A 23,807-nucleotide genomic window follows, 5' to 3' on the forward strand; every position below is an offset into this window, starting at 1 on the left:
CCCCTCCTTACCTGTTCACGCAGCGCAGCACCGGGCGGCGCGTCAGCGCCGCCGCGTCGAGCGGGCGCGCGGCGTGCACCGTGAAGACGGCCGTCTCGCCCGGCAGCAGCGTCACCAACGCCGCGTCGACCTGCGCGGACGGGTCCAGCCGGTCCGGGAAGAGCGTCAGGTCGCGCAGCACGGTCCGGGCGGTCACCCGGACCCGCTGGCCGCCGTCCGCCGGCTCGACAGTCGCGTCCCACTCCGCCGCCGGCCAGTCGACGTCGCGGTCCTCGGCGAAGAACCACAGCGCGCGCTCCGCGGTGTCGCCGGCGTCCGCGACCAGCAGCTCACGGCGGGCCTCGTCCGGCCGCGCCAGCTCCGCCGGCAGCGCCAGCACCACCGAGGAGTACGCCGGGACGTCGAGGTCGACCGAGGTCTTCGCCCTCGGCTCCCCGGTGACGGTGAGCCGGGTGACAGTGGTCGGCCCGGTCCACGCCTGCCCGGTCTCGTTCACCGCGACCAACGCCAGCCCGCCGTCGCGCGGCTGCACGGTGAGCAGCCGGGCGGCGTACGCGCGGCGCAGCGCGTACCACAGGGGTTTGCGTCGGCCGTCGCCGTCGACGGCGGCCCAGGAGGTGACCGGCCAGCAGTCGTTGAGCTGCCAGACGATGGTGCCCATGCAGACCGGCCGGTGCGAGCGGAAGTGCTCGACGCCGAGTTGGATGGCGCGGGCCTGGTTGAGCTGGGTGTAGTAGTGCCACTCGTCGAAGTCGGCCGGCGCGGGCAGGTGGGCGTCCAGCCCACGTTGGAGTTTCCGGTCCCCGTCGATGGCCTTCTGGTGGTGGGTCATGCCCGGTGAGTCGTGCGCGAGTGGCTCGTCGGAGAGGGACCGGCGCAGCGTCGCGTACGCGGGGGGCGCCTGGTAGCCGAACTCGGCGACGAACCGCGGCACGTACTCGCGATATTTGGTGTAGTCGTCGTCGTTCCACACGTCCCAGATGTGCATGGTGCCGTGCGCCGGGTCGTTGGGGTGCCGGTCCTCGGTGCCGGACCAGGGGCTGCCCGGCCAGTACGGGACGGTCGGGTCCAGCTCGCCGACGACGGTGGGCAGCAGCTCCAGGTAGTAGCCGCGGCCCCAGGTGCGGCCGGCGAGCGGCTCCTGCCAGTCCCAGTCGTGCCAGCCCCAGATGTTCTCGTTGTTGCCGGTCCAGAGCACCAGCGACGGGTGGCCGGCGAGTCGGGCCACCTGTTCCCGCGCCTCCGCCTCGACCTCGGTGCGGAACGGCTCCTCCTCCGGGTACGCCGCGCAGGCGAACAGGAAGTCCTGCTGCACCAGGAGCCCCAGCTCGTCAGCCAGCTCGTAGAAGTCGTCCGACTCGTACCGGCCGCCGCCCCAGATGCGCAGCAGGTTGACGTTCGCGTCGACCGCCTGGCCGAACCGCTGCGTCAGCCGGGCCCGGGTGACCCGGTTGGGGAACGCGTCGTCGGGGATCCAGTTGACGCCCTTGACGAAGATCGGCACGTCGTTGACGTGCAGCGTGAACGGGGTGCCGTGGGCGTCCGGCGTGGTGTCGAGGCGGACCGAGCGGAAGCCGATCCGGCGGGACGCGGCGTCCAACTCCCGGCCGTCGGCGGCGTGCAGCGTGACGTCGAGGTCGTGCAGCGGCTGCTCGCCGTGGCCGACCGGCCACCACAGCGCCGGGTCGGGGACGATGAGGGTGAGCACGGCGGCCCGCTCCCCCGCCGGCACGGTGACGTCGGCGGCGACCCCGGCGACGGTGGCACGGACGGTCAGCGGCTCGTCGCCGGCCCGCTCCAGGTCGACGTGCAGCTCCACCCGGCCGTCGCCGTCGACGACCGTGACCAGCGGCCGGACGCCGGCCAGCCGGGCGGTGGACCAGGCGTGCAGGCCGATCTCCTGCCAGATGCCGGCGGTGACCACTGTCGGTCCCCAGTCCCAGCCGAAGTTGCAGGCGATCTTGCGGATGAAGTGGAACGGCTCCGGGTACGCGTTGGGCCGGTCGCCGAGCCGGTCCCGGTGCGCCTCCGCGTAGCGGTAGGGCGACTCGAAGCGTACGGCGAGGGTGTTGTCGCCGGGACGCAGCAGCGCGCGGACGTCGAACCGGTAGGACCGGTGCTGGTTCTCGGTGCGGCCCACCTCGACGCCGTTCAACGTCACGGTGGCTACCGTGTCCAGGCCGGCGCAGGCCAGGTCGACCCGGTCGTCCTCGCCCGGCTGCCACGCGAAGGTGGTCTGGTAGACCCAGTCGGTGCGCCCGATCCAGGTGAGCCGGTTCTCGTTGTCGTCCAGGTACGGGTCGGGGATGAGGCCGGCGGCCAGCAGGTCGGTGTGCACACATCCGGGCACGGTGGCCGGCACCTCGGTCCCGGCGATCTGCGGCGGCACCTGCGGGCCGGGCTCGGCCCGCAGCGTCCAACCCTCGTGCAGCAGCGTGGAACGGCTCACGACTTCACCGCGCCTTCCATGATTCCGCGGACGATCTGGCGTCCACCGATGAACAGCATCAGCAGCAGGGGGATGGTGGCGATGAACGCGCCGGCCAGCACCCGCCGGTAGATCACGTAGTTGCCGCTGGCCAGGTCGGAGACCGCCACCATCGAGGTCGGGAAGTCGGTGCCGCTCAACGTGATCAGCGGCCACTGGAAGTCGTTCCAGGTGGCCACGAACGTGAGCAGGCCGAGCACGGCGAGGGCCGGGCGGATCGCGGGGAGCACGATGGTCGCGTACACCCGCATGGTCGTGGCGCCGTCGACCCGGGCCGACTCGACCAGCTCGTCCGGGACGGTGTTCACGATGAACTGCCGCATGTAGAACACGCCGAACGCGGTGACCAGGCCGGGCGCGATGACCGCGAGCAGCGTGCCGTTCCAGCCGAGCTTGCCCATCACGATGTAGAGCGCGACGATGCCGAGCTGGTTCGGCACGGTCAGCGTCAGCACCACGAACAGCATCAGCGCGTTGCTGCCCTTGAAGCGCAGCTTGGCGAACGCGAACCCGGCCAGCGAGCAGAAGAACAGCACCGAGGCGGTCACCACTGTCGACACGATGACGCTGTTGACGAGCGAGGCGGCGAAGTAGACGTCCTGGAGGGAGAAGACCTCGTCGACGTTGGTCAGGAACCGGTCGCCGGGGATGATCGCCGGTGGCAGCTTCGCCAGCGCCTCGTCGTTGCTGGTGGCGATGACGAACATCCAGTAGAGCGGGAACGCGGCGAACAGCATGCTGACCGCGAGCAACAGGTAGGTCCAGAGGCCGGCCGGGGTCTCCTGCGGGGCCCGGGCCATGGCGCGTCGCTTGCGCGCGGCCGGCGGAGCGCTGGGCGGGGAGGCGACGGCGGTCATTTGCGCCCTCCGGAGAGTCGGTTCGTCAGCACGTAGTTCAACCCGGCGACGACCAGGATGATCAGGAACAGGGCCCAGGACATGGCCGCGGCGTAGCCGAGGTTGAGGTCCTTCCAGCCGACCTTGTAGATGAGCTGGGCGATCGTCTGCCACTCGCCGTTCGGTCCGCCGGTGGCGGCCTGGGCGTTCGGGTCGAACAGCATCGGCTCGGTGAAGAGCTGGAGCCCGCCGATGGTGGACAGGATGACGGTGAACACGACCACCGGCTGGATCATCGGCACGGTGATGCGCCAGAGCTGCTTCCACTGGCCGGCGCCGTCGATCGCGGCGGCCTCGTAGACGTCACGCGGGATGGACTGCATGGCGGCCAGGTAGAGCAGCGCGTTGTAGCCGATCCACTTCCAGTTGACCATGGTGGCGATGGCGATCCAGGCGTGCAGCTTGTCGGCCCGCCAGTCGATCGGGTCGTCGCCGCCGCCGATGCCGAGCAGGCCGAGGACCCAGTTGGCCATGCCGAAGTCGCGGGAGAAGAAGACGCTGAACACCATGGTCGAGGCCACGATCGGCGTCACGTACGGCAGCAGCACGCCGACCCGCCACCAGGTCTGCGCCCGCAGTTGCCGGTTGAGCAGCGAGGCGACCAGCAGCGCGAGCAGTAGCTGCGGCACGGTGGAGAGCAGGAAGATGCCGAACGTGTTGTAGAGCGCGTTCCAGAAGTCCTCGTCGGCGACCAGCCGGCTGAAGTTCTCGACGCCGGCCCAGTAGGGCAGCGTCGGGTCGTCCAGGCGGTAGTTGCGCAGCGAGACCACCGCGTTGAACAGCAGCGGGAACAGCCCGAACACGATGAAGAGCAGGAAGAACGGCGCGATCATCAGGTACGGCATGTAGCGCATGTCGAAGCGGTACAGCCGGTTGCGCCAGGTCAGCCGCCGGTCGTCGGCCCCGCGACGGCCGCGCTCCGGCGCGGGTCGGTGGCGCGGCGGCGCGGGCGCGGCACGGGTGCTGGACATCGGATCACTCCAGAGCCGAGGAGGGTGGACGGGGTACGGCGGTGCCGGAGCGGGTCGGTTCCGCTCCGGCACCGGTGGTGCGTCAGGACTTGGCGGCCTTGTCGGCCTCCTTGACCGCCTCGTTCCAGGCGGCATCAGGCTTCAGCGACTTGTTCTCCACCCGCCGGATGACGTTCTCCACGGCGACCCGGGTCGGACCGTTCTTCTTGCCCAGGTACTGCGGGGTGAGGCCCTGCGCCATCTTCGGGAAGATCTGGCCGACCGGGGCGTTGTTGAAGAACGGGTTCTTGAAGTCGGCGATGGCCGGGTCGGCGTAGAGCGCCGGCTGCGACGGCAGGTTGCCGACCTTCTTGAAGATCTCGATCTGCTGCTCCGGCGCGACCAGCCACTCCAGCAGCTTGTACGCCTCGTCGACGTGCTTGCCCTGCTTGGGGATGGTCAGGAACGAGCCGCCCCAGTTGCCGCCACCGCCGGGCACCGCGGCGATGTCCCACTTGCCCTGGGTGCCGGGCGCGGTGTCCTTGATGTGGCCGAGCATCCACGCCGGGCAGGCGAGCACCGCGAACGCGCCGCTGGTGAAGCCCTTGTCCCAGTCGGCCTGGAAGCTGACCAGGTTGGCGGAGAGCCCCTTGTCGACGGCCTTGACCGTGTAGTCGAACGCGACCTTCGGGCCCTGCTCCATCTGGAGCTGGTCCTGGTCGTTGTAGAAGCCGACCTGCTGCTGCCCGAGGATCGGGTTGAACAGGTTGGTGCCGGCGTCGATGAACTTCTTCTTGGTCTTGCCGGTGTACTGCTGGCCGACCTCGAGGAACTTGTCCCAGGTGGGCCACAGCGCGGAGACCTGGTCGCGGTCGGTGGGCAGGCCGGCGGCCTTGAACAGGTCGGTGCGGTAGCACATGGCCAGGCCGCCGACGTCGGTGCCGAGACCGATCTGCGTCTTGCCGTCGGCGGACAGCGACTGCTTCCACTTCCAGGGCAGGTACTTGCTCTCGTACGACCCGGCGCCCTTGTCCAGCAGGTTGACGAACTTGTCGGACTGGCTGCGGAACTGGACCATGAAGCCCTCGTCGATCGCCGCGATGTCCGGCGCGCCGTTGCCGGCGACGAGCTTCTTCTGCAGGTCCTCGTGCTGGGCGTTGTACTCGCCCGAGTTGAGCTGGATCTTGACGTTCGGGTGGTCGGCCTCGTACTTGGTCTTGAGGTCCTGAAGGCCGAAGTCGCCCCAGAAATTGATCTTCAACGTGACCTGACCGTCGGCCGCGTCCGAGCCGCCGGTGGTGCTCTTGCCGCTGCAGGCGGCGACCATGACCAGGCTGACGGCACCGACGGCGGCCGTGCGCGCCCAGTGCGTCCAGGACCGTTTCATGTCATCCTCCGCGCTGAATGGGAACGCTCCCGAGATCGAGAGACGTTGACTGAACCGGATAAGTGAGGCCACCGTACGGTTCGCTCTTTGCACTGTCAACGGCCGGTTAACAGCGAGGCCGTCCCGTAACCTTCGGGGCCCTCTGGGAGCGCGACCATGCGTGGTGGAGCGCTTTCCGGAGCAGTTTCGGCAACGCCGGGATGGTGGACACGGGGCCGGATGCCCGTACGCTGAACCGCACAAGTGCCGAACTGTGCGGTTCAGTCGCCGGCGTGCCGCCGCGCCGACCGGACGACGGGCCCGGTGCAGTAGCGTCACTCCCCGTCGCCACCCGGCGGCCGGAAGCGCCCGCGAGGGCCGGACACAGTGGAGGAACGCTTCGGTGAAGCGGCCGACCATCGCCGACGTCGCCCGGCGCGCCGGGGTCTCCAAGGGCGCGGTGTCGTACGCGCTGAACGGGCAGCCCGGCGTCTCCGAGGCGACCCGCCAGCGCATCCTGGCCATCGCCGCCGAGATCGGGTTCAGTCCGAGCAGCGCCGCCCGGGCGCTCTCCGGCGCCACCGCCAAGGCGGTCGGGCTGGCGCTGTGCCGGCCCGCCCGGATACTGGGCATCGAACCGTTCTTCATGGAGCTGATCAGCGGCGTCGAGGCGGAACTCTCCGCCCGCTCGTACGCGCTCACGCTCCAGGTGGTCACCGACCAGGAGGCGGAGATCGCGGTCTACCGCCGGTGGTGGGCCGAGCGCCGGGTCGACGGCGTCTTCGTCTGCGACCTGCGCACCGACGACCGGCGCGTGCCCGCGCTGGAGGAGCTGCAACTGCCCGCCGTGATCATCGGCGGCCCCGGGCACACCGGCAGCCTGGCCAGCGTCTGGTCCGACGACGCGGCGGCCCTGGTCGAGACCGTCGAATACCTGGTCGCGCTCGGGCACCGGCGGATCGCCCGGGTCGGCGGCCTCCCCTCGCTGCTGCACACCGAGATCCGCACCGACGCGTTCACCGACGTGTGTCGGCGGCTCGGGCTGGACGAGGCGAGCACGGTCTGGTCCGACTACACCGGCGAGGAGGGCGCGCGGGCCACCCGCCGGCTGCTCAGTTCCGCCAACCGCCCGACCGCGGTGATCTACGACAACGACGTGATGGCCATCGCCGGGCTGTCCGTGGCGCAGGAGATGGGGCTGGCCGTCCCCGGCGACCTCTCCATCGTCGCCTGGGACGACTCGCCGCTCTGCCAGCTCGTGCACCCGCCGCTGACCGCGCTGGGCCGGGACATCCCGGCGTACGGGTCGCACGCCGCCCGGCAGCTCCTCGCCGTGATCGCCGGCGAGCCGGTGACCGAGTTGCAGGACGAGACCGCCCACCTGACCCCGCGCGGCAGCACCGCCCCGCCGCGCCATCGCTGAACCGGTTAAGTCAGCTCCTCACCGGGACGCCGACGGGAACTCCTCGAACCACGCCTCGACCCGCTCCGCGGTCGCCGGCCGGGCCAACGCGAAGCCCTGGCCGTACCGGCAGCCGGCCCGCCGGGCGCCGGCCACCTGACCGTCCGACTCCAACCCCTCCACCACCACCTCCACGCCGAGCCGGTCGCCCAGGTTCGCCACCACGTCGATCAGCGGACGCTGCCCGTCCCCGCCCGGCGCCACCAGGTGCGGGCCGACCTTGAGCAGGTCGATCGGCAACCGGCGGAGTTGGGCCAGCGAGGCGTGCTCGGCGCGGAAGTCGTCGAGCGCGGTGCGGACCCCGAGCGACCGCAGGCCGGCCAGCCGCGCCGTCACGGTGGACAACTCCGCCCCCACCGCCGGCTCGGCCACCTCCACCACCAACCGCTCCGGCGGCACGTCGTACGCCGCCAACGCGGTCGCGGTACGCGCCACGAAGTCCGTCGCGGCCAACTCCCGCGGCGTGACGTTGACCGCCATCCACAGCTCGCGGCCCCCCTCCGACCAGGCGGCGAGCTGCCGGCACGCCCGGTCCACCACCCACCACCCGACCTCGCCGAGCAGGTCCAGGTCGGCCGCCACCGGCAGCAGCTCCGCCGGCAGCACCGTGCCCAACGCCGGGCTGCGCCAGCGCAGCAACGCCTCGGTGCCGACCGGCATCCGGTCGGCCAGCGCCACCACCGGCTGGTAGACCAGGTCCAGCTCGCCCCGGGCCACCGCGCCGGGCAGCTCCCGCTCCAGGTCGAGCCGGCGGACCAGTTGCTCCTCCAGGTAGGCGTCGTACCACTCGATCCGGTCCCGGCCGAGCTGCGCCGCCCGCCGCCGGGCCAGGTCGGCCTGACGCAGCACGTCCTCCGGGTCACCGCCGGTGGTCTCGGCAAGCCCGATGCTGAACCGGACCCGGGTGACGCCCTCCGGCCGGGGATACGGCTCGGCGAGCGCCGTCAGCAGCCGCGTGCCCAGCGCGTACGCGGGCACCGGCCCGAGGTCGGTGAGCACGGCGAACCCGGTGTCGCCCACGCGGGCGACCAGGTCGTGCGGACCGCAGCCGGCGCGCAGCCGGCGCCCGACCTCGGCCAGCACCGGCCCGTCCGGCGGCGCCGCCTCGTCGCCGTGCAGGTCCACCAGGAGCAGCGCGCCGCCGCTGCGCAGGGGCAGCGCCCGCACCAGGTCGGCCCGGGTCAACGGCGCCGGCTCCCCGCCGGCGTCCGCGCCGACCAGCCGGCGCAGCCACGCCTCGCTGGCCGCGAGCCGCTCCACCCGGCGGCGCTGGTCGGCGGCGGCGAGCAGCTCACCCACCATGATCGGGGGGATGACCGACAGCCCCAGGGCCATCGCCGCCGGGGTGAACTCCCCCGCCGTGCCCAGGTGCACGCCGGCGGCCAGCGCGGCGATGCCGGCCGGCGCGGTGAGCCGCGGCCACGCGGCCGGCGCGGCGCCGCGGTGCGGTCGCTCCCCCGCCGACGTACGCCGGGCGCCGGCAGCGGTGAGCAACGCACCGGCCAGCATCGGCGGCGCGACGGCCGACAGGGCCCGGTCCGGGGCGTCGTACGCGAGCAGCACCACGAGCAGCGCCAGCCCGCCCAGCGAGAGACCGGCACCGGCGTGGCACAGCGCGGCGCCCGGCCGACGCCGGCGCTCGGAGACCGCCGCCATCGCCAGCACCGCCAGCGCCACCGCCCCGCCCACGCTGGCCACCCACGCGGCCGGTGGCACCGGGCCGGCGGGCAGCAGCATCCAGCCGGCGAAGACCAGGCTGACCCCGAGCGCGAGCACGTCGACGGTGCGGCGCAGACGTTCCCGCCCGGGGAGCCGGGACCGGCCCGGCAGGCGGAGCAACGCGGCGGCGTGGAGCGGCGCGGTGAGGCCGAGCCCGACCAGCGCTACCGGCAGCCGGTGCGCCGGATCGCTCAGCGGCAGCACCGCGACGGTGAGCCCGGCGACCAGGACGGCCGCGTCGAGGATCGCGGCGACCCGACGGGACAGCGCCACCCGGCGGGCCTGCCGCCCGGTCGTCGCACCCGGCGTGGATCCGTCCACCCGGCCGGCCACCTCGGTCCGGCCCGCGGCAGCGGCCCGTTCCGCCGGCCCGGAGCCGCCCGGACCCGGGACGCCCAGGCGGGTCGCCGGCCGGCCCGGAACGGCGTCCGACGCCGGATGGCCGGTGCCCGCCACGGCGTGCGGTGCCGGCGCCAACGGGTTGGCGCCCGACACCCCACGGATCAGCCAGGCCGACGCCGGATCGGCCACCTGCGGAACGGCGTACTGCGCCGCCGCCGGATCGGCGGAGCCCGGGACGGCGTGCTGCCCCGACGCCGGGCCGTCAACGCGCGGGAGGGCGTGTTGTCCCGACGCCGGACCGTCGACGCGCGGAACGGCGTGCTGCCCCGATGCTGGACCGTCGACGCGCGGGAGGGCGTGCTGCGCCGGCGGCACGGGGTCGGCGCCCTCGGCACCGCGACGCGTCCGGGCCGAGGGCAGCGGGCTGCGCGCCGGGACGGCGTGACGAGTCGGCGTCGGCGTGGGTGGGACGCCCGCCAGCCAGGCGAGCCGGACGCAGGCGAGGGCGGAGGCGCCGGCAACGGCGAGCGCCGCGGCGGCCGGACCGGGCACGAGCCCGGCGACGCCCGCCAGCAGGAAGGCCATGCCGATGAGCGACACGGCGAGGTCGGGCAGCGGTGGCCGCCGGTGGGGTCCGGCGGAGGGGATGACGGGCACGGCGGTCGCCTTCGTGAGGGGGCACGGGGCGGTGCTGTTGCGGTGCGGCGTGCGGGGTCGGGCGGGCGGTCGCATCGGCGGGGACCGCTGCGGCCATGCCTAAGAACGATCCCGGAAGCGGCCGGTGACGGCACGTTCTTAGTGACGCGCGTCACATCCACCGCAGCCCACCAGATCTTGGTAGGAAAAGGCCCCTCTGGGGGCCTTTTCCTACCAAGATCCCGCAACGTTCCGCCCTACGGACGCCGCCGCCCAGCCGACGGGACGGTGGGCAGCCAGCTCGGGTGATCATGAAGTTGACGGCGACAAACCGGACGGAGGGTGCCGCCAACTTCATGATCACGGAGGCGGGGGCAGGAGGGCGGGGCAGGGAGGGGCGGGGCAGGGGGCAGGGGGCAGGGGGCAGGGGGGCAGGGGCGGGGCGGGGGTGTGAGCTGGTCGGATGCGATCATCGGGAGCGTGAGCCGCGCCGACACCGTCCGTTTTCGTCCCAACCAGGCCATCCTGGTGGCCGCGATCGTCGCCTTCATCGGCGCGCTGCCACTGGCCACCGCGCGGTGGTGGCTGCTCTGGGTGCTGCTGGTGCCGCTCGGGATCGGGCTGTGGGCGTGGCGGTCCGGCACCGAGGCGGACGCCCGGGAGCTACGGCTGCGCGCGCTCGTCGGGCAGCGACGGGTGTCCTGGGGCCGGGTCGCCGAGTTGGCCGGCGACGCCCGCGGCCGGGCGGTCGTCCGGCTCGACGACGGTCAGGTGCTGACGCTGCCCGCGGTACGCGCCTCCGACCTGCCCCGGCTGATCGCCGCCACCGGCCAGCGCCTTCCCGACGACGACACCGGTCGGGGACGGCCCGACGACGACACCGGTCGGGGACGGCCCGACGACGACACCGGTCGGGGACGGCCCGACGACGGCACCGGTCGGGAGCAGCCCGACGACGACGCCGGTCAGTAGCCGTCCACCACCCGGTTCGTCAGCTCCTCCCCGGCCACGAAGCGGCGCAACTGCGCCCCCACCAGCCGGTACGCGCGCGGCAGCAGACCGCGTACCGAGCCGGCGACATGCGGGGTGAGCAGCACGTTCGGCAGTTGCCACAGCGGGTGGTCGGCGGGCAGCGGCTCCGGGTCGGTGACGTCCAGCGCGGCCCGTAGCCGTCCCGACGTCAGCTCGGCGACCAGCGCCGGCGTGCGGGCCACCGGCCCCCGCGCGGCGTTCACCAGCAACGCGCCGTCGGGCATCGCGGCGAGGAACCGCTCGTCGACCAGGCCCCGGGTCTGCTCGGTCAGCGGCACCAGCAGCACCACCACGTCCGCGGCGGGCAGCAGGGTGGGCAGCTCGGCCACGCCGTGCACGTCCTCGTCCGGGCGGGCGGTGCGGGCGACCAGCGTGAAGCTCACCTCGAACGGGGCGAGCCGGGCGCGCACCGCCGCGCCGATCGAGCCGGCGCCGACGATCAGCACCCGCTTGCCGGCCAGCTCGTCGGTCGGGGCGACCTCGTCGTACGCCCATTCCCGGCGGGCCTGGGCGCGGGCCAGCGGCGCGAACCCGCGCAGCGCGGACAGGATCGCCGCCACCACCCACTCCGCGGTGGCGGAGTCGTGCACACCGCGGGCGTCACAGAGCGTCACGCCGTCCGGCATCCGTCCCGCCCACGCGTCCGCGCCGGCGGAGAGCAGCTGCACCACCTCGACGTCCGGCAGGTCGGCCAGGAGCGTGCCGGCGTCCGGGCCGGCCAGGAACGGCGGCACCCAGAACCGCACCCCGGCCGGGGACGACGGGAGCCGGGTCGGATCCGCCAGCACCTCCACGGTGACGTCGGGCGGCAGTTCGCCGAGCAGTCGACGACCGTCGGGGTGCGGAATCCATGCCTTCACGACCGTCGACGATATCCGTAGCCGCAGGTCGACGCCGCGGCGACCGTGACGAACGCCCCGCCGACGGTCGGACACACGTGCGACAGGGTTTAATCGAGGGCGGGACGCCGGCCGGTGTCGCGTGACGCAGGACAGGGGGGCGATGAGCGAGGACGACCCGGAGCGGAAGGCGACGCCGATTCCGGCGCTGACCGATCCCGACCGGCTGCGGTCCCTCGACGAGACCCGCCTCGACGCGGTGCCGGACGAGGCGTTCGACCGGTTCGCGCGGCTGGTCGGCGACCTGCTCGACGTGCCGGTCGCGCTGGTCTCCCTGGTGGACGCGGACCGCCAGTTCTTCCCCGGCGCGACCGGGCTGCCGCAACCCTGGGCGGCCCGCCGGGAGACCCCGCTCAGCCACTCGTTCTGCCAGCACGTCGTCGACATCGAGGTGCCGATGGTGCTGCCCGACGCCCGGCTCTACCCGCGGGTGCGGCTGAACCTCGCCATCGAGGACCTCGGCGTGGTGGCGTACGCCGGCATGCCGCTGACCGACCTGGAGGGGCGGGTGCTCGGCTCGCTCTGCGCCATTGACAGCAAGCCCCGGGCCTGGACCAAGGAGCAGCTGCGTACGCTCGCCGACCTGGCCGCCGCCTGCTCGTCGGAGTTGCGGCTGCGGATCGCGGTCCGCAGCGCCGAGCAGGCCCGCCGCCGCGCGGAGGAGGCCCACGACCGGCTGGCCATGCTGGCCGGGATGAGCGAGATGCTCGGCGGCACGCTCGACGTGACCACCGCTGTCGACCGCCTGGCGCACGCCATGGTGCCGTTGCTGGCCGACTGGTGCCTGATCACGCTGGTCGACCCGGCGGGCCGGCCGCGCAGCATCTCCGGCGTGCACCGGGACGGGGAACGCCGCGGCGATCTGGCCCGTTTCGCCACGCTGCTGACCACCGGGCTGGGCCAGGAGTCGCTGATCCGCTCGGTGCTGCGGTCCGGCCGGCCGGTGATGCGCGGCAGCGCCGGCATCGAGGACGTGGCGCGCGGCACCACCCGTCCGGAGCTGGTGCCGCTGGCCGAGCGGCTCGGCGTCGGCTCGCACGTGACAGTGCCCATCACCGCCGTCGGGGACCGGGTGATCGGCGCCGTCACGCTCGTCAACCGCCCGGGCCGGCGCGGGTTCGACGCGAGCGACCTGCGGACCGCGCAGGACATCGGGGTACGGGCCGGCCAGGCGGTCGGCAACAGCCGGCTGTACGGCGAGCAGCGGCACGTGGCGGAGGTGCTCCAGCACAGCATGCTGCCGGTGCTGCCGACCGTGTCCGGGATGGAGCTGGCCGCCCGCTACCTGCCGGCGGCGGACCGGGTCGAGGTGGGCGGTGACTGGTACGACGCGTTCGTCCAGCCCGACGGCGAGCTGATCGCCGCGATCGGCGACGTCGCCGGGCACGACATCGAGGCGGCGGCCACCATGGGCCAGCTGCGGAACCTGGTCCGGGGCAACGCCTACGGGCGGGACGACCCGGTGGAGGAGCTGGTGGCCAACCTCGACCGGGCCATCGGCGGGTTGCGGGTGCCGACGGTCGCCACCGCCGTGCTGGCGCGGGTCCGGCCGGCCGACGGTGGGCTCCGGGTCTGCTGGTGCAACGCCGGGCACCCGCCGCCGCTGCTGATCCGCGCCGACGGCACGGTGTCGGTGGCGGAGGGACGCGGCCCGCTGCTCGGTCTGACCCGCCCGCCCCGGCGCACCGGCCGGACGCTGACCCTCGCCCCGGGCGACACGCTGCTGCTGCACACCGACGGCCTGATCGAGCGCCGGGACCAGCCGATCGACGAGGGGCAGGCGGAGCTGCTCGAACAGCTCGCCGCCGACGGTCCGGCGGTGCCGCTGGCCGTGCTCTGCGACCGGCTGCTCGCCGCCGCGCACCGCCGCGAGGACGACGTCGCCGTGCTCGCCCTGCGCGCCGGCTGACCGACCGGCACCCGGGCGGCGCGGTCACCGGCAGCGCTCGACCGGGCCGGTTCGCCGCCGGGTCCGGCTAGGCTGGGCCGGGTGAGCCCGCGACTCCCGTACCCCCGCGCCCGCCGCCTCCGGACGGTGCTGGCGGCGTCCTGCGCGGCGCTGCTGCTGGGCACCGCCGGCTGCGCGCTCGGCGAGCCCGAGCCGGACCCGGCCGGCGAGCCGCCCAACCTGCCGACGCCGTCGAGCACGGCCAGTCCCGGCGGGGCCGGGCAGCAGGTGGTGGCCACGGTGCTGGCGAAGGGGCTGGCGGTGCCGTGGGCCATCGCGTTCCTGCCCGATGGCGCGGCGCTGGTCACCGAGCGGGACAGCGGGCGGATCCTCCAGGTCGGTCCGGAGTCCGGGCCGGACGGGCTGACCGTCCGGCCGGTGCAGACGGTGCCGGGCGTGGCGTCCGGCGGTGAGGGCGGCCTGCTCGGCATCGCCGTCTCCCCGACGTACGCGCAGGACCGGATGATCTTCGTCTTCTACACGGCCGAGGCCGACAACCGGGTCGCGAAGCTGCGGCTGGGTCAGACGCCGACGCCGATCCTCACCGGCATCCCGAAGGCCGGCAACCACGACGGCGGCGGGTTGGGTTTCGGCCCGGACGGCTTCCTCTACGTGAGCACCGGGGACGCCGGGCGCACCGCGAACGCCCAGGACCCGAAGAGCCTCGGCGGCAAGATCCTCCGGATCACGCCGGACGGCAAGCCGGCACCGGGCAACCCGACCACCGGTTCGCCGGTGTGGTCGTCGGGGCACCGCAACGTGCAGGGCTTCGCCTGGATGCCGGACAAGCGGATGTACGCCTCGGAGTTCGGCCAGAACACCTGGGACGAGATCAACCAGATCAACCAGGGCGGCAACTACGGCTGGCCGCAGGTCGAGGGGCGCGGCGACGACACGCGCTACGTGAACCCGATCGTGCAGTGGCGCACCGCCGACGCGTCCTGCTCGGGGCTCGCGGCGGTGGAGCGGCTGCTGGTCGCCGCCTGCCTGCGTGGGCAGCGGCTGTGGCTGGTCGAGCTGGCCGGCAACGGTACGGTCCTGGGCCAGCCGCGCGAGCTGCTCACCGGCCGGTACGGTCGGTTGCGCGCCGCCGCCGTGGCGCCGGACGGCTCGATCTGGGTGAGCACGTCGAACCGGGACGGCCGGGGCAAGCCGGCCGCCGAGGACGACCGGATCCTGCGGCTGGTCTTCGCGGACGGCGGCGCCGGCCGGAGCTGAGCGGCTTCCGGCGGGTTTGCCAAGATCACTCACTGGGCAGGTCAGAATCTCAGCATGGACGGCCAGCAGAACGAAGAGCAGCGCGCCGGGGACGGGACGTCCCCGGTGACCGGGCGCGCCCGCCGCTGGGCGGCCTGGCGACCGGGGCACCGGCTGCGCCGGGTGGGCGTGGTGCTGGCGCTGTTCGCGGTCACGCTCGGCGGCATCGTGGTCGGCACGTACGCCGGCGGCCACGTCGGCACCGACATCGGCCCGTTCCGGGCGGAGCTCAAGCTCAGCCCGTCGGTGAGCGGCGGCACCACTGTCGACATCCCGCCGCTGGGCGCACTGCTGCTGGACAGTCACGACGGGCCGGCCTACCTGACCGTCGAGGTGGGCTCCCTGGACCAGCGGCGCACCGAGGCGCTGATCGACGACCCGGCGAGCATCAGCCGGGCCAGCCAGTCGGCGGTGCAGGACGTCCGTGACGGCGTGATGCGGCTCGGCCTGCGGACCCTCGCCTCGGCGGTGCTGGCCACCCTGCTCCTGGCCGGGCTGGTCTTCCGCGACGTGCGCCGTACCGCCTGGGCCGGCGGCCTGGCGCTGGTCGTCACCGCCGGCAGCCTCGGCCTCGGCGCGGCCACCGTGCGCCCACAGGCGATCGAGGAACCGCGGTACGAAGGCCTGCTGGTCAACGCGCCCGCGATCGTGGGTGACGCGCGGCGGATCGCCAACGACTACACCAAGTACGCCGAGCAGCTCCAACGGCTGGTCGGCAACGTCAGCAAGCTCTACACGACGGTCTCCGCGCTGCCGGTGGTGCAGCCGTCCCCGGGCACCACCCGGGTGCTGCACGTCTCGGACATGCACCTCAACCCGACCGGATGGCAGTTGATCCGCACGGTGGTCGAGCAGTTCGGCATCGACGTGGTGATCGACACCGGCGACCTCACCGACTGGGGCAGCGAGCCGGAGGCGTCCTACGTCGGCTCGATCGGCCTGCTCAAGAAGCCGTACGTCTACATCCGGGGCAACCACGACTCGCCGCGGACCGCCGCGGTGGTGGACCAGCAGCCGAACGCCGTCGTGTTGAACAACTCGACCACGACGGTCGCCGGGCTGACCATCGCCGGCATCGGAGATCCCCGGTTCACCCCGGACAAGGAGACCTCGCCGGCCGGCAGCGGGCTCACGTCGGCGGTGGCCAACCAGGTGATCGGCGCCGGCGAGCAGCTCGCCACCACGGTCGAGAAGTCGCCCCGGAAGGTGGACATCGCGCTGGTGCACGACCCGGCGTCGGCCGGGCCGCTCTCCGGCACCTGCCCGCTGGTGCTCGCCGGGCACACCCACGCCCGCCAGGTGTCGAAGCTGCCGCAGGCGCCGGGCGAGCAGCCGACCACGTTGATGGTGGAGGGCTCCACCGGCGGGGCCGGGCTGCGCGGCCTGGAGGGCGAGAAGCCCACCCCGCTGACCATGACGGTGCTCTACTTCGACCAGCAGAAGCTGCTCCAGGCGTACGACGAGATCACCGTGGGCGGCACCGGTCAGTCGCAGGTCAACCTGGAGCGGCACGTGATCCGGGACCCGGCCAAGGGCGACGAGGTGCCGGTCACCCCGACGCCCACCCGTGGCCCGTCGGAGTCCCCCGCGCCGTCCTCGAGCGCCACCTCGCCGAGCCCGACCACCACCGGCTGACCGGTCCTCCCAGCGGCCGGCGCCGCGCCACCCGGCCGCGCCACCGGCCGTCCCGACGCCGGCCGACCGGCGTCGCCCGCCGGTCACGGAGCGCGACGACCAGGGTCAGGCGGCCGATGGGCGGTCGCTGCCTTTGCTCTGCAGCCACCACCGCAGCAGGCACCGAGAGTCACCATCCGGCTCGGCAGCCCGCGCGGCGGACTTCCGTCCAATCCCAGGTCGTAGCGGTGGTGCGGAGATGGCTGCAGAGCAAAGGCGGCGGGCGGGCATCCCCCCACCCTCGGTGCATCGTCACTCGGAGCGACCGGCGGTGTGTCACGGTCCGTGACGCCACCGGCCACCGGACCGCCCGGCCACCGGACTGCCCGGCCACCGGACCGCCCGGCCGCCGAGGCGTCGTCGGGCGCCGGGTCAGCGCAGCGCGAGCGCCGCCAGCGCGGCGTTGACGATGCTGCCCGGCAGCAGGTCGTGCAGCTCGTACAGCTCCCGGACGCTGCCGGACTGACCGAACTCGTCCACCCCGAGCGGCACCGCCGGGGCACCCACCGCCGAGCCGAGCCAGGCCATCGCGTGCGAGGCCGCGTCGTGCACGGTCACCACCGGCACCCGGTCCGCGAACGCCGACCGCAGCGCGCCGGGCACGCTCGGCACGGTGGCGGTCCGCACGCCCTGGCGCAGCGTCCGCTGCCACGCACGGTAGAGCCGGTCCAGGCTGGTCACGTCCACCACGTGCGCCGCGACGCCCTCCTCCGCCAGCTCCGCGGCGGCGGCCAGGACCTCGGGCAACACCGCGCCGGACGCGGCGAGCTGCACGACCGGGGCGTCCGCCAGCTCCGGGTACGCCTGGTGCGCGTCGACCAGCCGGTACGCGCCGGCCACCACCTGCCGGCGCAGCACCGCGTCGCCGAGCCGGGCCCGGGCCGCCTCGAACGGCGCCTGGTCGACCGGCCGGGTGCTGAGCCGGAAGTAGTACGCCCCGTCCTCGGCCGGCGCGGCGGTCGCGGCCGGCACGGCGCCACCGGCGATCTGCCCGAGCGCGTCGCAGAGCAGCCAGTCGAGGCTGCCGGCGTACGCGGGCTCCAGGAACGTCACCCCGGGCAGCTCCAGGCCGACCGAGGCGGTGATGGTGGACTGGTGCGCGCCACCCTCGGGCGCCAGCGTGATGCCGGACGGGGTGCCGGCCACCACGAACCGGGAACCCGAGTAGGTGCCGTAGAGGAACGCGTCCAACCCGCGCAGCACGAACGGGTCGTAGACCGTGCCGACCGGCAGCAGCGGCTGGCCGGACAGGTCCCACGACAGGCCGAGCTGGCCCAGCAGCAGGAACAGGTTCATCTCGGAGATGCCCAGCTCGATGTGCTGCCCGGCGGGGCTCTCCGTCCAGCGCAGCATCCGGTCCTCGGTCCAGGAACGCTGCTCGGTCGGGGCGAACACGCCGGTCTTGTTGATGAACCCGGCCAGGTTCGTCGAGGTGGCCACGTCCGGCGCGGTGGTCACCAGGTAGGGCGCCACCTGCGGGTCACGGGCCAGGTCGACCAGCACCCGACCGAAGACCTCCTGGGTGGAGACCGGCTTGTTCGCGCGTACCCGGGTGGTTTCCGGCACGGTGACGCCGAGCGCCCGCTCGCGTGGCGCGCGGGACAGCGCCTCCCGGCGCTCGCCGGCCCGGATGCCGGCCGGGGACGACGGGTCGAGGCGGTCCCACTCGGTCTCCGCGGTCAGGCCCTGCGCGGCCCGCAGCGCGTCCACCTGCTCGGTGCTGAGCAGCGCCGAGTGGTTGCGCGGGTTGCCGGCGATCGGCAGCCCCCAGCCCTTCACCGTGTACGCGAACACCACGCTGGGCCGGTCGGTGACCGCGTCGCACTGGGCGTACGCGTCGAGCATCGCCTGCGCGTCGTGCCCACCCAGGTCGGTGACGAGCGGGCCCAGCTCGGCGTCGGCGATGTCGGCGACGAACGCGGCCACCTCGGCCGGCGCACCGTCCAGGAACTGCTTGCGCAGGGCCGGCCCGGCCAGCCCGAACAGCGACTGGTACTGCTCGTTCGGCATCAGGTCGATCCAGTCACGCAGCGCCGCCCCGCCCGGCCGGGCGTACGCCTCGGCGAGCTTGCGGCCGTACTTGACCTCGACGACGTGCCAGCCGGCGGCCTCGAACTGACCACGCCACTGGTTGATCCGGATGCCGGGGACGACCCGGTCCAGCGACTGCCGGTTGAAGTCGACCAGCCACATCACGTTACCCAGGCCGGTGGTGGCCGGGTCGGCGACCGCCTCCCAGATGTTCCCCTCGTCCAGCTCCGCGTCGCCGATCAGCGCGATGAAGCGGGAGTGCGGGCGCGCGCCGAAGTGCGCGTCGACGTAGCGGCGGGTGACGGCGGCGAACAGCGGCGCGGCGGCGCCCAGGCCGACCGAGCCGGTGGAGAAGTCGACCTCGTCCGGGTCCTTGGTCCGCGACGGGTACGACTGGAGCCCGCCCCGGGCGCGCAGCTTCGGCAGGTAGGACTTGTCGAGATTGCCGAGCAGGTACTGGATGGCGTGGAACACCGGGGAGGCGTGCGGCTTCACCGCGACCCGGTCCTCGGCGTCGAGGTGCTGGAACCAGAGCGCGGTCATCGCGGTCACCAGCGACGCGCTCGACGCCTGGTGGCCACCGACCTTCACGCCGTCGCCGGTGTCCCGATCGTGGTTGGCCGCGTCGACGATGCGGGTGGCGAGCCAGAGCACCCGGCGCTGGATCTCGTCGAGGACGTCATCGTTCATAGGTGACTCCATCCGGGCGTCGCCGTTGACGCCCTCTGCGGGGTGGGGGTAAGGCGGGGCCCCCGCTTAACGCATTCTGCATAGGCGGGGGCCCCTCTTAACACGTGTCAGGCGGCGCCGAGACGCTCCAGGATCAGCTCGCGGACGGTCTTCGCGTCCGCCTGGCCCCGGGTGGTCTTCATGACGGCGCCGACCAGCGCGCCGGCCGCCGCGACCTTGCCGCTGCGGATCTTCTCGGCGATGGCGGGGTTGGCGGCGATCGCCTCGTCCACGGCGGCGGTGAGCGCGCCGGTGTCGGAGACCACCTCCAGGTTGCGGTTGGTCATGATCTCGGTCGGCGAGCCCTCGCCGGCCACCACGCCCTCCAGCACGGCGCGGGCCAGCTTGTCGTTGAGCTTGCCGGCGTCCACCAGGCCCTGAAGCTCGGCGACCTGCGTCGGGGTGGCGCCCACGTCGGCCAGTTCCACGCCGGTCTCGTTGGCCCGGCGGGACAGCTCACCCAGCCACCACTTGCGGGCCGCGGCCGGCGTGGCGCCGGCGGCCACCGTGGCCTCGATCAGCTCGACCGCGCCGGCGTTGACCACCGACTCCATGTCCAGGTCGGACAGGCCCCAGTCCTGCTGGATCCGCTTGCGGCGCAGCCGAGGCAGCTCCGGCAGGGCGGCCTTCAGCTCGGCCACCCAGGCGGTGTCCGGCGCGAGCGGCACCAGGTCCGGCTCCGGGAAGTAGCGGTAGTCGGTGGCGGTCTCCTTGGACCGGCCCGACGTGGTGTCGCCGGTGTCCTCGTGGAAGTGCCGCGTCTCCTGGACGATCCGGCCGCCCGCGTCCAGCACCGACGCCTGACGCAGCATCTCCGAGCGCACCGCCCGCTCGACCGAGCGCAGCGAGTTGACGTTCTTGGTCTCGGTCCGCGTGCCCCACTCCTCGCCCGGCAGGTTCAGCGAGGTGTTGACGTCACAACGCAGCGAGCCCTCCTCCATCCGGACGTCGGAGACGCCCAGCGAACGGATCACGTCACGCAGCTCGGCGACGTACGCGCGGGCGATCTCCGGGGCGAGCGCGCCGGTGCCGGGGATCGGCTTGGTGACGATCTCGACCAGCGGGATGCCGGCCCGGTTGTAGTCGACGAGCGACTCGGTGGCGCCGTGGATGCGACCGGTGGCGCCGCCGACGTGCAGCGTCTTGCCGGTGTCCTCCTCCAGGTGCACCCGCTCGATGCCGATGCGCACCAGCTCGCCGTTGACCTCGACGTCCAGGTGCCCGTCGAAGCAGAGCGGCTCGTCGTACTGGCTGATCTGGAAGTTCTTCGGCATGTCCGGGTAGAAGTAGTTCTTCCGGGCGAACCGGCACCACTCGGCGATGGAGCAGTTCAGCGCCAGCCCGATCCGGATCGTCGCCTCGATCGCCGCCTTGTTGGCCACCGGCAGCGAACCGGGCAGGCCCAGGCAGACCGGGCAGACCCGGGTGTTCGGCTCGCCGCCGAAGTCGGTCGGGCACCCGCACCACATCTTGGTGTTCGTGCCCAGCTCGACGTGGGTCTCCAGGCCGATCACCGGTTCGTAGCGCGCGACGACCTCGTCGTACGCGGGCAGTGTCGTCGTCATCTGAGCTCCAGGCGCGATCCGGACAGAACCGTTCCAGCCTAATCGGGTGCCCCGGCCACCCCGCTGCCGGGCTTCGAGATCGCCGCGCGGGGGCCCGCCGCGCCGGCATGGGAAAACCGACACCGGGGTACGGGTCGACCATGACGAATACGGGGAACGACGCGACGACACGGCGCTCACGGACCAAGGTGCTGTTGCTGGCGGTCACGGCGGCCTGGTTGGTGGCCGCCCTGACCAGTTGGGCGCTGTGGCTGGCCAGCGACGACGGCAATCCCGAAAGCCCGGCCGCGATGGTGGCCGGCACCGTGATCCCCGGGCTGGTGGCGATCGCCATCGTCCTGGTGCTGGACCGTCTCACCCGCCGCCGGCAGCGGCGGTGACCGGGACGGACCGGGTGGGGTGGCCCCGGTGAGAGACGGTCCGGTGCAGCCCGGCGTGCTGCTGGTCGCCGGGGCGGTGGCGCTCGGTCTGCCCGCGCTGCTGACCGGGATCTGGGCGACCGACGGAGAGCACGACTTCCAGGACGTGGTGGGCCTGGTCGCGATCGTGTTCGTGGCCGCCGGCGTCGGCGCCGGTGCGGCGCTGCTGCTCGGCCGGCGGCTGGTGCCGCGGATGCGTACCCCCGCCGGGAGCCCGACCGCCGCGGCGCGGGACGCGCTGCGCGCGGGCCGGGCCACCGATCCGGCCGTCGACGCCGCCGCCCGCCGGGAGGCCCGCCGCCGGCTCGGCCAGCGCTGGTACATGTGGTTCTGCGTGGTGCTGGCGGCGTTCCAGGCGTTGGTGCTCGCCGGCGCCACCCGGTGGTCCAGTCGGCTGGTCGCCGCCGCGCTCGTCGTGCTCTGGTCGGGCATGGCGTGGTCGCGGTGGCGCGGCATCCGGGAGGCCCGCCGCTACCTCGGCACGCCGGCGGACCGCCCCGAAACGCCGATCGGCGCCGACGGAGGTCCGTCGACGCCGATCGGTGGTGACGTCAGAGAGCCGGCGGAGTGAACGTGCCGACCGAGGACTCCAGCGCGGCGGCCACCCGGTACATCCGGTCGTCGGCCATCGTCGGCGCCATGATCTGGAGGCCGACCGGCAGCCCGTCGGACAGCCCGCACGGCACCGAGATGGCCGGGCCGCCGTACAGGTTCGTCGGGATGGTGAACAGGTCCGCCAGGTACATCTGGTAGGGGTCCGAGGTGCGCGCGCCGATCGGGAACGCCACGAACGGGGTGGTCGGCGAGATCAGCGCGTCCACCTGCTCGAACGCGGCGGTGAAGTCCCGGGTGATCAGCGTACGGACCTTCTGCGCCTGACCGTAGTAGGCGTCGTAGTAGCCCGACGAGAGCGCGTACGTGCCGAGCATGATGCGGCGCTTCACCTCGGGCCCGAAGCCGGCCTCGCGGGTCAGCGACATGACCTCCTCCAGCGACCGGTTGCCGTCGTCGCCGACCCGCAGGCCGAACCGGACGCCGTCGAACCGGGCCAGGTTGGAGGAGCACTCGCTCGGCGCGATCAGGTAGTAGGCCGGCAGCGCGTACGAGAAGTGCGGGCAGGACACCTCGACGATCTCGGCGCCCAGCTTGGCCAGCGCCTCGGCCGACTCGCGGAACGCCGCCACCACGCCCGGCTCGGCGCCCTCGCCGGTGAACTCGGTGACCACGCCGAGCTTCACGCCGGTCAGGTCACCGCTCGCGCCGCGCTTCGCCGCGCCCACCACGTCCGGCACCGGGGCCGGGATCGAGGTGGAGTCGCGCGGGTCGTGACCGCCGATCACCTGGTGCAGCAGCGCGGCGTCGAGCACGGTACGCGCGCACGGGCCGGGCGTGTCCAGCGACGAGGAGAACGCCACCAGGCCGTACCGGGAGGTGCCGCCGTAGGTGGGCTTCGCGCCGACGGTGCCGGTGACCGCGCCCGGCTGGCGGATCGAGCCGCCGGTGTCCGAGCCGATCGCCAGCGGCGCCTCGTACGCGGCCAGCGCCGCCGCGCTGCCGCCGCCGGAGCCGCCCGGGATCCGGTCGGTGTCCCACGGGTTGCGGGTCGGCCCGTACGCCGAGTATTCGGTGGACGAGCCCATGGCGAACTCGTCCATGTTCGTCTTGCCGAGCATCACCGTGCCGGCGGCGCGCAACCGCTCGACGATCGTCGAGTCGTACGGCGGGCGCCAGCCCTCCAGGATCTTCGAACCGACTGTGGTCGGCACGCCCTTGGTGGTGAGCACGTCCTTGACCGCGACCGGCACACCGGCCAGCGGGCCCAGCTCCTCGCCGGCGGCGCGGCGCTCGTCCACGGACCGGGCGGCGGCCAGCGCACCCTCGGTGTCGACGTGCAGGAACGCGTGCACCCGGTCGTCGACGGCGCCGATGCGGTCCAGGTGGGCCCGGGTGACCTCGACCGCGGAGGCGTCACCGTTGGCGACGAGACCGGCGATCTCGACGGCGCTGAGCTTGGTCAGGTCGGTCATGAAGCCACATCCTCGTCCAGGATCCGCGGGACGCGGAACCGCTGCTCCTCGGCGTCGGGCGCACCCGACAGCGCCTCCTGCGGGGTCAGGCTCGGCGTCACCACGTCCTCGCGGAGCACGTTGGTCAGCGGCACCGAGTGGGAGGTCGGCGGGATGTCCGCCGCGGCGACCTCACCGACCTGCGCGACCGACTGGAGGATCACGTCCAGCTGGCCGGCGAACGTGTCCAGCTCCTCCTCGGTGACGGCGAGCCGCGACAGTCGCGCGAGGTGCGCGACCTCCTCGCGGGAGATGGCGGCCATCGGGTGCCCCCTTCGTGGCTGTCCTGAGACGTCTGCGGTGCCGGCCGCGCGTACGACGGAGAACG

General features: G+C 73.5%; 16 protein-coding genes and 1 pseudogene. 7 read left to right on the forward strand and 10 right to left on the reverse strand.

Features of this window, described 5'->3' with window-relative positions; translation table 11 throughout:
* Positions 1 to 7 precede the first annotated feature (7 nt).
* From ACH495_RS17265 to ACH495_RS17280, 4 genes are all read right to left on the reverse strand, one after another.
* Entirely contained in the window at positions 8 to 2,449 is a 2,442-nt protein-coding gene (locus tag ACH495_RS17265; protein ID WP_396858714.1) for a glycoside hydrolase family 2 protein, read from the reverse strand.
* Entirely contained in the window at positions 2,446 to 3,288 is an 843-nt protein-coding gene (locus ACH495_RS17270; RefSeq protein ID WP_396858999.1) for a carbohydrate ABC transporter permease, read from the reverse strand. The genes ACH495_RS17265 and ACH495_RS17270 overlap by 4 nt, the downstream gene beginning before the upstream one ends.
* 53 nt (positions 3,289 to 3,341) lie before the next feature.
* Positions 3,342 to 4,355: a carbohydrate ABC transporter permease gene (locus ACH495_RS17275; RefSeq protein WP_396858715.1), complete on the reverse strand. Its 1,014-nt coding sequence runs from the start codon at positions 4,353 to 4,355 to the stop codon at positions 3,342 to 3,344.
* Between the two features lie 82 nt (positions 4,356 to 4,437).
* Positions 4,438 to 5,721 carry an ABC transporter substrate-binding protein gene (locus tag ACH495_RS17280; protein ID WP_396858716.1) on the reverse strand — a complete coding sequence of 428 codons (1,284 nt, stop codon included), beginning with the start codon at positions 5,719 to 5,721 and terminating at the stop codon, positions 4,438 to 4,440.
* Positions 5,722 to 6,103: 382 nt separating this feature from the next.
* Between ACH495_RS17280 and ACH495_RS17285 the strand changes: the two genes are divergently transcribed.
* Entirely contained in the window at positions 6,104 to 7,123 is a 1,020-nt protein-coding gene (locus ACH495_RS17285; RefSeq protein ID WP_396858717.1) for a LacI family DNA-binding transcriptional regulator, read from the forward strand.
* Between the two features lie 18 nt (positions 7,124 to 7,141).
* On the opposite strand, the gene ACH495_RS17290 is transcribed toward ACH495_RS17285, so the two are convergent.
* Positions 7,142 to 9,880 (reverse strand): EAL domain-containing protein, encoded by a 2,739-nt coding sequence (locus ACH495_RS17290; protein WP_396858718.1) that lies wholly within the window; start codon positions 9,878 to 9,880, stop codon positions 7,142 to 7,144.
* Between the two features lie 459 nt (positions 9,881 to 10,339).
* Here ACH495_RS17290 and ACH495_RS17295 point away from each other — a divergent pair.
* Positions 10,340 to 10,702 (forward strand): annotated as a pseudogene (locus ACH495_RS17295) (PH domain-containing protein); the annotation flags it as partial.
* A gap of 122 nt (positions 10,703 to 10,824) precedes the next feature.
* On the opposite strand, the gene ACH495_RS17300 reads toward ACH495_RS17295, so the two are convergent.
* The gene (locus ACH495_RS17300; RefSeq protein ID WP_396858719.1) at positions 10,825 to 11,751 is read right to left on the reverse strand and encodes a 2-hydroxyacid dehydrogenase; all 927 of its coding nucleotides are present in this window, start codon (positions 11,749 to 11,751) and stop codon (positions 10,825 to 10,827) included.
* 142 nt (positions 11,752 to 11,893) lie between these two features.
* Between ACH495_RS17300 and ACH495_RS17305 the strand changes: the two genes are divergently transcribed.
* From ACH495_RS17305 to ACH495_RS17315, 3 genes are all read left to right on the forward strand, one after another.
* Positions 11,894 to 13,699: a SpoIIE family protein phosphatase gene (locus tag ACH495_RS17305; protein ID WP_396858720.1), complete on the forward strand. Its 1,806-nt coding sequence runs from the start codon at positions 11,894 to 11,896 to the stop codon at positions 13,697 to 13,699.
* Between the two features lie 81 nt (positions 13,700 to 13,780).
* Complete coding sequence (locus ACH495_RS17310) at positions 13,781 to 14,956, forward strand: PQQ-dependent sugar dehydrogenase (RefSeq protein ID WP_396858721.1); 1,176 nt, start codon at positions 13,781 to 13,783, stop codon at positions 14,954 to 14,956.
* Positions 14,957 to 15,010: 54 nt separating this feature from the next.
* On the forward strand, positions 15,011 to 16,630 hold the full coding sequence (locus tag ACH495_RS17315; RefSeq protein ID WP_396858722.1) for a metallophosphoesterase: 1,620 nt from the start codon (positions 15,011 to 15,013) through the stop codon (positions 16,628 to 16,630).
* Between the two features lie 411 nt (positions 16,631 to 17,041).
* On the opposite strand, the gene ACH495_RS17320 is transcribed toward ACH495_RS17315, so the two are convergent.
* Both ACH495_RS17320 and gatB read right to left on the reverse strand, forming a co-directional pair.
* A complete protein-coding gene (locus tag ACH495_RS17320) occupies positions 17,042 to 19,402 on the reverse strand; it encodes a transketolase-like TK C-terminal-containing protein (protein WP_396858723.1) in 2,361 nt (786 codons plus the stop codon).
* A 95-nt stretch (positions 19,403 to 19,497) separates the two neighbouring features.
* A complete protein-coding gene (gene gatB, locus ACH495_RS17325; RefSeq protein WP_396858724.1) occupies positions 19,498 to 20,994 on the reverse strand; it encodes an Asp-tRNA(Asn)/Glu-tRNA(Gln) amidotransferase subunit GatB in 1,497 nt (498 codons plus the stop codon).
* Positions 20,995 to 21,134: 140 nt separating this feature from the next.
* On the opposite strand from gatB, the gene ACH495_RS17330 reads away from it, so the two are divergent.
* Both ACH495_RS17330 and ACH495_RS17335 read left to right on the forward strand, forming a co-directional pair.
* On the forward strand, positions 21,135 to 21,374 hold the full coding sequence (locus ACH495_RS17330; protein ID WP_396858725.1) for a hypothetical protein: 240 nt from the start codon (positions 21,135 to 21,137) through the stop codon (positions 21,372 to 21,374).
* Positions 21,375 to 21,402: 28 nt separating this feature from the next.
* Positions 21,403 to 21,984, forward strand: a complete 582-nt coding sequence (locus ACH495_RS17335; RefSeq protein ID WP_396858726.1) for a hypothetical protein — start codon at positions 21,403 to 21,405, stop codon at positions 21,982 to 21,984.
* Here ACH495_RS17335 and gatA read toward each other — a convergent pair.
* A complete protein-coding gene (gatA, locus tag ACH495_RS17340; protein WP_396858727.1) occupies positions 21,965 to 23,440 on the reverse strand; it encodes an Asp-tRNA(Asn)/Glu-tRNA(Gln) amidotransferase subunit GatA in 1,476 nt (491 codons plus the stop codon). The genes ACH495_RS17335 and gatA overlap by 20 nt on opposite strands.
* On the reverse strand, positions 23,437 to 23,742 hold the full coding sequence (gene gatC / locus ACH495_RS17345) for an Asp-tRNA(Asn)/Glu-tRNA(Gln) amidotransferase subunit GatC (protein WP_091063838.1): 306 nt from the start codon (positions 23,740 to 23,742) through the stop codon (positions 23,437 to 23,439). The genes gatA and gatC overlap by 4 nt, the downstream gene beginning before the upstream one ends.
* Between the last annotated feature and the right edge of the window lie 65 nt (positions 23,743 to 23,807).

It is taken from the genome of Micromonospora sp. NPDC018662 (assembly GCF_044391475.1).
Classification (GTDB): Bacteria; Actinomycetota; Actinomycetes; order Mycobacteriales; family Micromonosporaceae; genus Micromonospora.

What these genes read in the sequence shown, in the direction of transcription:
- ACH495_RS17275 (WP_396858715.1), bottom strand. Translation starts at nt 4,355, where the DNA reads ATGTCCAGCACCCGTGCCGCGCCCGCGCCGCCGCGCCACCGACCCGCG.
- ACH495_RS17315 (WP_396858722.1), top strand. Translation starts at nt 15,011, where the DNA reads ATGGACGGCCAGCAGAACGAAGAGCAGCGCGCCGGGGACGGGACGTCC.
- ACH495_RS17330 (WP_396858725.1), top strand. Translation starts at nt 21,135, where the DNA reads ATGACGAATACGGGGAACGACGCGACGACACGGCGCTCACGGACCAAG.
- gatA (WP_396858727.1), bottom strand. Translation starts at nt 23,440, where the DNA reads ATGACCGACCTGACCAAGCTCAGCGCCGTCGAGATCGCCGGTCTCGTC.
- ACH495_RS17305 (WP_396858720.1), top strand. Translation starts at nt 11,894, where the DNA reads ATGAGCGAGGACGACCCGGAGCGGAAGGCGACGCCGATTCCGGCGCTG.
- gatB (WP_396858724.1), bottom strand. Translation starts at nt 20,994, where the DNA reads ATGACGACGACACTGCCCGCGTACGACGAGGTCGTCGCGCGCTACGAA.
- ACH495_RS17270 (WP_396858999.1), bottom strand. Translation starts at nt 3,288, where the DNA reads ATGGCCCGGGCCCCGCAGGAGACCCCGGCCGGCCTCTGGACCTACCTG.
- ACH495_RS17320 (WP_396858723.1), bottom strand. Translation starts at nt 19,402, where the DNA reads ATGGAGTCACCTATGAACGATGACGTCCTCGACGAGATCCAGCGCCGG.
- ACH495_RS17280 (WP_396858716.1), bottom strand. Translation starts at nt 5,721, where the DNA reads ATGAAACGGTCCTGGACGCACTGGGCGCGCACGGCCGCCGTCGGTGCC.
- gatC (WP_091063838.1), bottom strand. Translation starts at nt 23,742, where the DNA reads ATGGCCGCCATCTCCCGCGAGGAGGTCGCGCACCTCGCGCGACTGTCG.